The 11,185-nt window shown below is 60.4% G+C and carries 10 protein-coding genes; 5 read left to right on the top strand and 5 right to left on the bottom strand.

What is annotated here, in order from left to right:
* Positions 1 to 2: 2 nt before the first annotated feature.
* The gene (locus PTZ19_RS06315; RefSeq protein ID WP_276353152.1) at positions 3 to 1,097 is read right to left on the bottom strand and encodes an FUSC family protein; all 1,095 of its coding nucleotides are present in this window, start codon (positions 1,095 to 1,097) and stop codon (positions 3 to 5) included.
* 40 nt (positions 1,098 to 1,137) lie between these two features.
* On the bottom strand, positions 1,138 to 2,037 hold the full coding sequence (locus tag PTZ19_RS06310) for a LysR family transcriptional regulator (RefSeq protein WP_276353151.1): 900 nt from the start codon (positions 2,035 to 2,037) through the stop codon (positions 1,138 to 1,140).
* Between the two features lie 123 nt (positions 2,038 to 2,160).
* On the opposite strand from PTZ19_RS06310, the gene PTZ19_RS06305 reads away from it, so the two are divergent.
* The 3 genes from PTZ19_RS06305 (at position 2,161) to PTZ19_RS06295 (ending at position 4,382) form a co-directional block, all read left to right on the top strand.
* Complete coding sequence (locus tag PTZ19_RS06305; protein ID WP_276353149.1) at positions 2,161 to 2,901, top strand: SDR family NAD(P)-dependent oxidoreductase; 741 nt, start codon at positions 2,161 to 2,163, stop codon at positions 2,899 to 2,901.
* 28 nt (positions 2,902 to 2,929) lie between these two features.
* A complete protein-coding gene (locus tag PTZ19_RS06300; protein ID WP_276353148.1) occupies positions 2,930 to 3,826 on the top strand; it encodes a DMT family transporter in 897 nt (298 codons plus the stop codon).
* Between the two features lie 406 nt (positions 3,827 to 4,232).
* Positions 4,233 to 4,382 carry a hypothetical protein gene (locus PTZ19_RS06295; protein WP_276353146.1) on the top strand — a complete coding sequence of 50 codons (150 nt, stop codon included), beginning with the start codon at positions 4,233 to 4,235 and terminating at the stop codon, positions 4,380 to 4,382.
* A 642-nt stretch (positions 4,383 to 5,024) separates the two neighbouring features.
* On the opposite strand, the gene PTZ19_RS06290 is transcribed toward PTZ19_RS06295, so the two are convergent.
* From PTZ19_RS06290 to PTZ19_RS06280, 3 genes are all read right to left on the bottom strand, one after another.
* Positions 5,025 to 5,579, bottom strand: a complete 555-nt coding sequence (locus PTZ19_RS06290) for a peroxiredoxin family protein (protein ID WP_276353144.1) — start codon at positions 5,577 to 5,579, stop codon at positions 5,025 to 5,027.
* Between the two features lie 74 nt (positions 5,580 to 5,653).
* Positions 5,654 to 6,340 carry a Crp/Fnr family transcriptional regulator gene (locus tag PTZ19_RS06285; protein WP_276353141.1) on the bottom strand — a complete coding sequence of 229 codons (687 nt, stop codon included), beginning with the start codon at positions 6,338 to 6,340 and terminating at the stop codon, positions 5,654 to 5,656.
* 5 nt (positions 6,341 to 6,345) lie between these two features.
* Positions 6,346 to 6,711 carry a winged helix-turn-helix transcriptional regulator gene (locus PTZ19_RS06280; RefSeq protein WP_276353686.1) on the bottom strand — a complete coding sequence of 122 codons (366 nt, stop codon included), beginning with the start codon at positions 6,709 to 6,711 and terminating at the stop codon, positions 6,346 to 6,348.
* A 261-nt stretch (positions 6,712 to 6,972) separates the two neighbouring features.
* Between PTZ19_RS06280 and PTZ19_RS06275 the strand changes: the two genes are divergently transcribed.
* A complete protein-coding gene (locus PTZ19_RS06275; protein ID WP_276353138.1) occupies positions 6,973 to 7,512 on the top strand; it encodes an NAD(P)H-dependent oxidoreductase in 540 nt (179 codons plus the stop codon).
* 288 nt (positions 7,513 to 7,800) lie between these two features.
* Positions 7,801 to 11,055 carry a DEAD/DEAH box helicase gene (locus PTZ19_RS06270; RefSeq protein WP_339329310.1) on the top strand — a complete coding sequence of 1,085 codons (3,255 nt, stop codon included), beginning with the start codon at positions 7,801 to 7,803 and terminating at the stop codon, positions 11,053 to 11,055.
* The last annotated feature ends 130 nt before the right edge of the window (positions 11,056 to 11,185 follow it).

Here is an 11,185-nt window from a genome sequence, read left to right as displayed (position 1 = left end):
TTCTATCGGACTTCCCTCGATTCGGATGAAGCCGCGATCGGCGAAGGTTCCCCGTTCTCCACCTCTCTCAGGATTCGATTCAGGTCCGTCAAAATCCCCCCGATCTCCCGCAGCGCTTCGGGGGATTCGATCCGGGCAATCCCGTCCAGGCAAGACAGCTGCACGGAGCGGGCCCGTTCGATGCAGGCCCGGTACGTCTCCTCTCCTTCCGGAGACGCCTGCGTGACCCGTTCGCCGAAACGTTCGACGCAGGCCGCCGCGGTCCCGATCGCTGCGCCGATCCTCATCAGAACCGCCGCGGCTCCGCGATCGCCCTCCATTTCCGTTATATCCGCCAAGCTCCTGCGTATGCCCCTTATCTGCACCGTGACCTTCTCCAACTGTTCCATCCCGTACGCGAGAATCTCGATCCGGGCTCTGCTCCTCGCGAGAAACGGACTGTACTTCTGGCTCTGCTTGGCCAACCGCAGCATTTGGAGGCCCTTCTCCGTCTCCTCGATCAATCCTTCCACCGACGCGGAGTCGTTGGCGGCTTCGCCGGATTCGCCTCCCAGCGAGGCGGCCAATGCCCGGAGCGTCGCGGCGGCGCGCCGGCTCAGCCGAAGCAGGGAAGCCTCGGCCCGGGGAATCGCGTTCGGCGGCACCACCGCCGCGTTGATCGCGACGGCGACGGCGCAGCCGATTGCGGTTTCGAGGATTCTTCCGACGGCGTAGCCCTGGTTTTGGCCGAAGGCCAGCACCAGCAAAGCGCTGACGCCGACTTGGGAGATGATCGGACTGCTTAGGCGCAAGGAAGCGGACACCGCCATCCCGACCAGAATCGTCAGGAAAATGGACAACGTGCCGATTTGCAGCCAATGCCCGATGAATAAGCTGACCGCCACGCCCAGCATGATGCCGACGATTCTTTGAAAAGCTTTCTCCAAGGAATCGGCAACGGTCACCTGAATGGTGAGAATCGCGGCGAGCGGCGCGAAGTAGGGGTAGCTGTTCGAAGTGGACAGGGTGGCCAGCCACCACGCCAGGGCGGACGCGATCGCGGTTTTCACGGTCTGCAGCGTCAAGCCGAAACGCGCCAGCATGCGGTAACTCAGCATGGGATTCCTCCGGAAGTTCGCCTTGTTACGATTGTGCCCTTCATCCCGCGGCCGGAACCGACGCGGCCAGTTCCCGCTTGAGATGCTGGTAGAGCTTCTGGCTCGCGAGCTGGAACGGATAGGCCGAATCCTTGCAGAGAATCCCGTAGGTCATATGGATGAGGCTTCCGCCGATCCTTCTGGCCGTCGTCCCGGGAGCGAGGGGTTCCGCCATGATTTTGGGAACGAGGGCGATTCCGAGCCCGTTCTCCACGTAATGCTTCAAAGCCGTCAAACTCCCGATCTCCATCGTGTCCAACCGGATGTGCCCGTTTTCCTGCATGACCCTCTCCAGCTTCCGGCGGTACGGACAAGTCTCCGACGTGATCAGCACGCGATTCCCCTCGAAATCCCCCGGCTCGATGACCTCTTTTCCCGTCAGCGGGTGGTCCACGGGCAGCAAGGCCATGAACTCTTCCTGGAACCAGGGCTCGAAATAGAACTCGGTGCCGATGCAAGGCGCCGTGCAGAGCGCGAAATCGAGCTCCCCCTTCAAGGTCCGCTCGCTCAGCACCGGGGTATTCGAGATTTCCAGCGAAATTCGGATCTTCGGGTATTGGGCCATGAACGGCTTCAAAATCCTCGGCAAACGGTAGCTCGCGGTCGGTTCCGTGACCCCGACGCGGATATGGCCGGCCGCCCCCGCTTTCCAGTCCGCCAAGCTGGTCTGAAGATGCTCCATGTTTTTCACGATTTGCAGGCTCTGGTCGTAGAACAGCCGGCCGGCTTCCGTGAGGCCGACGTCTTTGCCGCGCTCGAGCAGCTGAACGCCCAGCTCCGACTCCAGCTTCTGGATTTGCATCGTCACCGTGGACTGCACGTAGTTCATCTCTTGCGCCGCGCGGTTGAAGCTGCCGTATTTCACGATCGCCTGGAACGTTCTCAGCGTCTTGAGATCCACCGTTTTCCCTCCCCGCCGCAGGGTTCAATTTTTTTGAATCTTTCCTTCAATTAGTTCAATTATACAGAATCCAATATTCTCCTTACAATGGTCCATACAAAGACATACGGGAGTGGATGGAAAATGGAACTTCGGAACAAAACGGCGCTGGTGACGGGCGGAGGCACGGGGATCGGCAGAGCGGTCAGCTTCGAGTTGGCCGGGCGGGGGGCCGCCGTGATCGTGAATTACTCGCGTTCTCAAGCCGAAGCGGAAGAAACCGCGCGGCGGATCCTCGAAGAAGGCGGACGCGCGATCGCGCTGCAGGCGGACGTCTCCCGGGACGACGAAGTTCGGGCCATGGTCCGAAGCGCCGCGGAGCATTTCGGCACGGTGGATCTGCTTGTTAATAACGCCAGCGTTACCCGGCATATTCCGATGGATGATCTGGAGTCGGCCACGGGGGAAATATGGGACGAACTGTTCGACGTCAACGTGAAGGGCATGTTCTTTTGTGCGCGCGCTGTTGCCCCCTTCATGAAGAGAAACGGCGGCGGCGCGATCGTCAACGTCGGCAGCATCGCCGGCCGGACGGGACTCGGTTCTTCGCTTCCTTACGCCGTGTCCAAAGCGGCCGTCCACGGACTGACCAAGTCGCTGGCCCGCGCGCTGTCTCCCGATATCCGGGTCAACTGCGTCGTGCCCGGCGCGGTCGCGACGAGATGGTGGGCCGGCCGGGAGGAGCAGATGCGGCGGCTGGCCCCGAATCTGCTGCTGCAGCGCATTTCCGCGCCCGAGGACATCGCGCGGATGATCGCGTCGGCCCTGGAGCAGGAAGCGATGACCGGCCAGATCATCACCGTGGACAGCGGGCAAACGTTGTAAGTCCGGACCGCGAAAGGAGGCACGACCGATGAAACCCTCTCGGTATTTCAGTCTGCTGATTCTCACGACGTTCTTGATGGGCGTCGCTTTTCCCGTCGGCAAAATCGGCCTGGATTATGCCCCGCCCTTCTTCCTGATGGGCATCCGTTACGTGCTGGCCGGCGGGCTGCTGGCGCTGATCGTCCGGAACCGTCCGCAACCCCGCGGCAGACAATGGCTGCAGGCGGCGGCGATCGGCGTGCTGCAGTCGGCCGGCGTCATGGGCTGCGTCTATTACAGCATGCGATGGATCACGTCCGGCGAGTCCTCCATCATTGCCGCCACGAACCCGCTGCTCGTCATCATCCTGGGATCCCTGTTGACCGGAACCGTATATCGGGCCCGCGTCTGGGCGGGCGTCGCCGTCGGGTTCGTCGGCGTGTTCCTGACGTTCGGCTCGCATATGGAGTTGAATCCGGGCACGTTCATCTGTTTCCTCGGCGCGGTGAGCTTCGCTTCCGCCACGTTATTGGTGAAAAAATGGGGCCATTCGTTCGATATGATGGTGCTGACGGCCTATCAGATGCTGGCAGGGGGGATCGCGCTCTTCCTCCTGAGCGCTCTTTCGGAGCATCCCCGTTTTGAATTTACGGCGACTTCCGTCGCCGTGACGCTGTGCCTCGTCGTCCTGTGCTCCATCGTCCAGTTCTCGGTCTGGTACTACCTGCTTCAGCAAGGGGATCCCGGGAAAACGAGCTCCTTCCTGTTCCTGATGCCGCTGTTCGGCGTGCTGTCCAGTTGGTTGCTGCTCGGCGAGCAGGTGCAATGGTATGTCGGGTTCGGCGGGGCGTTGATTTGCGCGGGGGTATTCTTGGTGAATTGGCAGGGAAAAGGAAGAGGAAGGCTGAACGCGCGTATGGCGGCCCTCCCCAAATCAGAGGCTTGACAGATTTGAGTGGGAATATTGCCCACCCTTCGGATCGAAGATATACTGGGGAAACGCAGGCTTGTCCCTACTCCATCATTCGAGGTCATCCTTCCGGAAACGAAAAATTACCGTTCGTTTGCCCCCTATTCGGAGGGACTGGCGGCCGTGCGCCCCGAGAAGTCCATGTATTCCACAAGTGGATCATCAAGCCGACGTACACGGACGTGAAAGACTTTCAGGAAGGTTTGGCGATCGCAGGCGACAAACCGGGGAATTATTATGCCATCGACAAGACGGGGAAAAAGCGGTTCACCTTCCCCAAAGGCCACTACCCTCTGGAGGGATTCAGCTACGGATTCGTTGTCGTCAGCGTCCAGGGAAAACACGGCACGGAAGGATATATGATGTTCTTCTTAAGAAGAGCGTGGCCGACGCGAAGTCGTTCCGTTACGGCTTGGCCCGGATCCTCACCAGCGGATATTCGAGTAACACAAAAGCCAGGTTCCAGTACATGAACACGCAAGGCAAGATCGTCTATCAAGTCACCCATGACCAGGTAAGCAGCCTGAAATGATTTTGCAAGAAAAACCGTCAGGGAGAAGTTCATCCCTGACGGTCCTTTTGATTCGTGCCTCTGAAGTCCAGCTGTTGCCCTCGGGTTGGCGGGGATTAAGCTTGCGCGGCAGGCTTTAATCAATCCCACTACCGCTTGATCTTGGTCATGGTGATCCCGCCTTCCTGCCCATGCGGTAACGTTTTTCACCGAAACCCCACCCTTCCCGTCACGGGGTTCTGATTCTAACGGACACCGCAGCCGCTATTGGATCAAATCCCCTCATTTTCAAAACGTAACGGACACCGCGGCCCCTATCCGTAACCCGTTACGGATATACGTGGGGTTTTTCCCACAATAAGCGCAACTGTGTCCGTTAAAATGCGCTTTGCCGAGGAGCGACCCGCATAACGTCCGCTGTGTCCGTCAGCCTTACCGACTCAGCGAATGGGGCAGTCGGCGTCTGATCTTTCAAAGAAAGGGATGGAGCACGACTTCACCCCGAAAAATTATAAATTCTGGCGATTCAAGGACCAAACCGAGCCATCCCATCAGCAGGATGCCGGTTTTTTTCACCTGCGGACAGAATGCATTCTTTCATGGGAATTCCGCCAATGGAGGTCCCCACTAGACGGGATGTCGCCTACCTTAAGCCCGCGTCCGTTATTCGGCCGCGAAACGGTCGATCTCCTCGAATGCCAAATGGTCGGTAAGCAGCCGGCCGTAATGCGCCGTGCGCACGATCCCCCGTTCGTCGAGCAGGAACTCGGCCGGAATCCGGTGGAAGTTCGAGCCTTGCTCGGGCGTCAGCGGGAAGCCGGCGGACGCGGCCTCTTCCACGAATCCCTTCGTGCGTTCATCCGCCAAAGTCACCTGAACCTTCTCCGCGGAAACCTCGACGCCGAACAAATCATAAAGGGCGGCACCGGGATCGGCAACGAGCGGAAAGGAGACATCCTGAGCCCCGACATAAGTCTTCATATGGGACAAAGGCGATTCGAACACGGCGATGACTTCCAGCCCCTGGCTTCGCCACTGCGGATAACGCTCCTTGAAACGGCGGACGCGCAAATTGCAGAGCGCGCAAGCCGAGAACCGGAAGAAAGCCAGCAGCACCTTGCGGCCGCGGTAATCCTCCAAAGATACGGGATGGCCATGGATGTCGGCGGCGGCGAATAGGGGCGCGGCCATTCCGGACTGTAGGCGGATGTTGGACATGGAAAACTCCTCCTCATTGAAGCGGATCAGATGCGAAAACATCATACCAGGAGGAGCCCGAACACTTCCGTGACCTAGTCACGCAACTGCGTCTCCAACGCTTGCCGGCGGAGAACCCGCACCCAGCCCCGCCCCGTCTCTACCCATCCGCAGTTCCGGAATCGCCGCAGCGCGCGGCTGACGACCTCGCGGGCGGAGCCGATTTCCGCGGCCAACTCCTGATGCGTGACGTTCAGCAGAGACTGCCCCTCCGCGGCGCGATGCAGCAGCGCTCTCGCCAGCCGCGCTTCCAACGGCTCCGTCCGCCTCGACTCCGACTGCTCGCTCATGCGCAACATCCCATCGAGCAAACCGCCGAACACGGAGCTCCGAAGATCGTCGTAGGCGTGCAGCCAACGCAGAAAACTCCGTTTGGCCACGAAGAGCGCCTCCGTATCCGTCTCGGCCGTGAGGGCGCCCGGATAATCGCGGCCGCTGAGGCCGCTCAGCACGAGCAAGGCGCACACTTCGCCCGCCGACAGCTTGGCCATGACGGACTCGCTTCCGTCCGCGGCGATCCGGCTGATCCGCGCGGTACCGCTCAGCAGGAACATGCCGTAGGAGGCGGCATCCTCCCGCTGGAAGAATCGCGTACCGGCCGGGAAAGCCCGCACGGTCGGCCGCGCCTCCGACCATTCCTCCGATCCGACCGCTCGCAAACAAGGGAACGCGTCCAACAGCCGCGCATCCGGCAGCGTCGTTGCCGAGTCTCCTCGCATCATTGCGTTCACCTGCTTTCCTCGATCGCCTCATTCTCCTTGCCCGCATGCTCCAAATGGGCGAATCCCCAGCTGCACATGTCGGTCAGAATCCCTTCCAGCGACCGTCCGTGATCGGACAGCGAATATTCCACCTTCGGCGGAATCGTCGGATACACTTTCCGTACGATCAGCCCGTCCCGCTCCAGTTCCCGGAGCTGGTTCGTCAACATGCCCTGCGTGATCCCCGGGAGAAGCCGCCTTAGCTCCCCGAACCGTTTCGTTCCTTCCTTCAGCAGGATGAACAGGATCAGCGGCTTCCACTTCCCCCCGATAACCTGCAGGGCGGTCAGAATCCCCTGCCTTCTGGCGGGACGTCCCGCGCCTTCGCCCACGATCCCCACTCCCTGTCCGAGCGTTTTTCCCAATATCTCTCCCCTCTAATTTACATGAGCGGCGCGGTTTTCCATAGTACGATTTCGATCCGTACTTAGTACTTCGCAACGTACCACCCGACATGCCGGACGCGGCCACCCGTACGTTTTTCAAGACTGAGTCATCTGAAAGAGCGTACTTTTCAAGCCTGCCGTTCGGATCGATAATGGGGGGGCTTAAGCGCGCGCGCCATCTTTTCGGAAGGCAAGGTGATTGTGGAAATGAAACTGATGGTAATGGTGGCACACCCTAACCTGGAAACCTCCCGCGCGAACGCGGCTCTCGTGAAGGAGCTGCAGCGGCGTGAGGCGGCGGATATCCGGCTGCTGTACCGGGAGTATCCGGATTGGAAGATCGACGTGGAGAGAGAGCAGCGACTGCTATTGGCGTACGACCGGATCGTATTCCAGTTCCCTTGGTACTGGTACAGTTGTCCCGCTTTGCTCAAAAAGTGGATGGAGGACGTGCTCACGTTCGGTTGGGCGTACGGTCCGGAAGGCAAAGCCTTGAAGGGGAAAGAGTTCATGGCTGCGATTACTTCGGGGGGAACGTTCAATTGCTATCAGGCGGGCGGGGAAAATTGGTTCACGATCAGCGAATTCCTGAAACCGATCCAACGCACCTTCACCAAGTGCAACGGCGTGTTCCTGCCGCCTTACGTGCTCTATAACGCCAATCGGGCTTCCGAGGAAGAACTCCTCGAACAATCGCGGAGATACGCGGAGCATATCCTGTCCCCCGCGCCGCTTCTCGTACACTGAGCCTTGCGCTGGACTTTGTCCGCCGGCGCGAAATCGGGCGAATCCGTTTATGCTACAATGGACACATAAGCATACCGACTGCAACTGTAATCCTCCGGCATTTTCATTGATTCGTAATCGGTTAAAAAAGGTGTCCTCCCCCAGACGTACTGACTTCCATGACAATGCTGCGGGGGCGTTGAGGAAGAAAGTTTCTTAACGGCTCGCAATGGGCCGTTTCCGGCACTCTTATTTCCGACTTCCTCGACTTCTTAGATTGGATCATCTAGAAAGGGGCCGCCCATGGGCATGAAGCTGACCAAGAAATCGATCAAACAATGGTGCAGCCCTTATGCGTATCAGAAAGGCGAGCGATTGAGCCGGGCGGATAAGGTCCGGTTTCAGCGCTTCGATCCCGAAGCTCGCGAATACGCGGCCGAGGTGGACGGGACCAGCCGCGAGGAGGTCCGCTTGGCTTTCGATTGGAGCGGCAAGCCGAATGCCCGGTGCACGTGCCCGGCCATCGGTTCTTTCGATTCGTTCTGCCACCATATCGCCGCCGTGCTGATTCGGCTGTACGACATCCAGCAGACCGGCGGTTCGGCGGCTCAGGCCGCCGCCTCGCTTCCCGCGGAAGCGGCGGCCGATCCGCAGGAACGCGTCCCCCTTGCCGAGCGCATTCTCGGCTTGTTCGACGACGGTCCCCGGCGCCCTATTCGCAATCAAACCTTGGCGGAAACGAGAACGCCGCTGGAAGCGGAGTTCATCCTCCGGCTGCTGGCCGTGCGCCGACACGCCGCCCTGTTCGGCATCGAGCTGAAGATCGGACCCAAAGCTTTATATATAATCAAGAACCTCGCTTCTTTCTTGGACCAGCTGGACCGGAGGGAAAGCTATCCGGTATCGCCGAGATTCAGCTACGATCCCGAGCTCCACAGCTTCGCGAAGGAGAACGAAGCCGTACTTCGGGCGTTGATCGATACGGTTCGGGAACGTTCCGCCGAGCCCGAAGCGGGCCGCGTACACTCGGGCGCGGGCGGCGACCGCATGCTGCTCGTATCCCCGCGGGCTTGGAACGGCTTGTTTCCCTTGCTTGCGCAAGCGCCTAAGGTCACCGTAATGGATGGGGACCTCACCTACGACGGCGTCATTCAGTCCGACGAACCGCTGCCTCTTCGCTTCGAGTTCCGGGAAGCCGCGGCGACCGGCGGGTATCTGCTGCGCGTACGCGGATTGGAGCAGATCACGCTCTTGGAGGAGGCTTACGGCATGGCCTTCCTCCAAGGCCGGCTGGTCCCGCTTCCGGCGAAACGAAGCCGGCAGCTCGCGGAGCTCCAGGCGATCCTCGAACAATCGGGCACGCCGGACATTCCGATTCCCCGCGGCCAAATCGCGGCTTTTCTCGAGAAGGCGGTGCCCGGCTTCCGGAAGCTGGGCCGCGTCGACATCGACCCGGCCGTGGCGGCGGGCATCACCCAAGCCCCGCTGCAGGCGAAGCTGTATCTCGATCGGGTGAAGGACCGGCTGCTGGCCGCGGTCGAGTTCCAATACGACGAAATCGCGATCAATCCGCTGGAAGACAGCCGGATACAGGAAGGCGCGGGCCGCGTGATCGTCCGCGATCTCGAACAAGAGCGGGAGCTCTTGGGCTTGATCGAACAAAGCCCGTTCGTGCGGACGGAATCCGGTTATGTCATGAGCGACGAGGAAGACGAGTTCGACTTCCTGTATACGGTCTTGCCGCAGCTGGAGAAACGGATGAAGGTGTACGCCACGACGGCGGTGAAGCTGCGGGTGATCCAGCCGGGAGAGATGCCGAAGACCGGCGTGGAAGTGTCCGCGGACGAGCGGATGAACTGGCTGGAATTCCGCCTCGACATGGGATGGATCCCGGAAACCGAAATCCGCGGCCTCATCCGTTCGCTCGAGGAGAAACGGAGATACTACCGCCTGCCGAACGGCTCCCTGATGCCGCTGGACAGCGCGGAATTGCAGGAACTGGCCCGCTTCCTCAACGAAACGGGGCTTCTTCCTTCGGAGTTGAACGGCAAGCGGATCCGGGTTCCCCTGCCCCGCGCCATTCATTGGATCAACCGCGAGTCCCCCGCCTGGAAGCTGGACAAACCGGTTCGACGGCTGCTCGAGAACCTGCGGAATCCGGACAATCTCGATTTCCCGATCCCCGCCTCGCTCGCGGACGTGCTGCGGGATTATCAGAAACTGGGCTACCAATGGCTGAAGACGCTCGCCTATTACGGGTTCGGCGGCATTCTGGCGGATGACATGGGGCTCGGCAAGACGCTGCAGAGCATTGCTTTCCTCCTGTCCGCGCAGCCGGAAATCCGGGAGCGGCGCGCCCCCGCGCTCGTCATCTCGCCGGGATCGCTCGTCTACAATTGGCGCAACGAACTGCGGAAGTTCGCGCCGGAGCTGCGGGTGCTCATCGCGGACGGCACCCAGGCCGAACGCGCCGAGAAGCTGCGCGGCTCGGCCGAGTTCGACGTCGTCCTCACGTCGTACCCGCTTCTGCTGCGGGACGCTCCGCTCTATGCGCGCCAGACTTTCCATACCTTGATCTTGGACGAGGCGCAAGCGTTCAAAAACCACGCCACGCAGACCGCGCGGGCCGTGAAGGCGATCCAAGCGAGCCACCGCTTCGCCTTGACCGGAACGCCCGTCGAGAACCGCCTGGAGGAGCTGTGGTCGATTTTCGACGTCGTGTTCCCGGCCTTGTTCCAGGACTTGAAATCGTTCGGGAACTTAACCGGCCAAGAAGCGGCCAAGCGCGCGCGGCCTTTCATGCTGCGCCGGTGGAAGAGCGACGTGCTGCAGGATTTGCCGGAGAAGATCGAGGGGGTCAAACCCAGCGAACTGCTGCCCGAGCAGAAGAAGCTGTATACGGCGTACTTGGCCAAGCTGCAGCAGGAAACGCTGAAGCATCTGAGCGTGGACGGATACCGCAAGAGCCGGATCAAAATCTTGGCCGGCCTCACCCGGCTCCGGCAAATCTGCTGCCATCCCGCCTTGTTCGTCGAAGGCTACGAGGGAAGCTCCGCCAAGCTGGAGCAGCTGATCGAGATCGTGGAAGAAGGCCTGGCCAACCGGAAACGGCTGCTGATCTTCTCCCAGTTCACGCAGATGCTCGGCCTGATCGGCAAAACGCTGAACGATCAAGGCGTTCCGTTCTTCTACCTGGACGGATCCACGCCCGTCCGCGAGCGCGTCGAACTGTGCAGCCGGTTCAACGACGGGGAGCGGGACGTCTTCCTCATCTCCATGAAAGCCGGAGGCACCGGACTCAATTTGACGGGGGCCGACACCGTCATCCTCTACGATCTGTGGTGGAACCCGGCGGTCGAACAGCAGGCGGCCGACCGCGCCCACCGCCTGGGGCAGAAGAACGTCGTGCAAGTCATCCGCCTCATCGCCCGGGATACGATGGAGGAGAAAATGTACGAGCTCCAGCACCGCAAGAAGCTCTTGATCGACCAAGTGACGGGCCCCGATCCGGATGGGGCTTCTCTGTTGACCGAACAAGAGCTTCGCGAGATTTTGATGTTATAAGGGCACCTCTACCCTTCGACTCAGCCCTCTGCCCGACCGGCGGTTGCCGAAGAAGACGCTGCGAAGTTGCATGGTTGGGAGGGGTCATCTATACTGAGATTGATGAATCACTAACTTCCGAGAGGATGGG

Origin of the sequence: Cohnella caldifontis, assembly GCF_029360585.1 — a bacterium.
Classification (GTDB): domain Bacteria; phylum Bacillota; class Bacilli; order Paenibacillales; family Paenibacillaceae; genus Cohnella; species Cohnella caldifontis.
The sequence above is the reverse complement of the archived record's forward strand: the minus strand, read 5'-3'. Positions and strand labels throughout refer to the sequence as shown.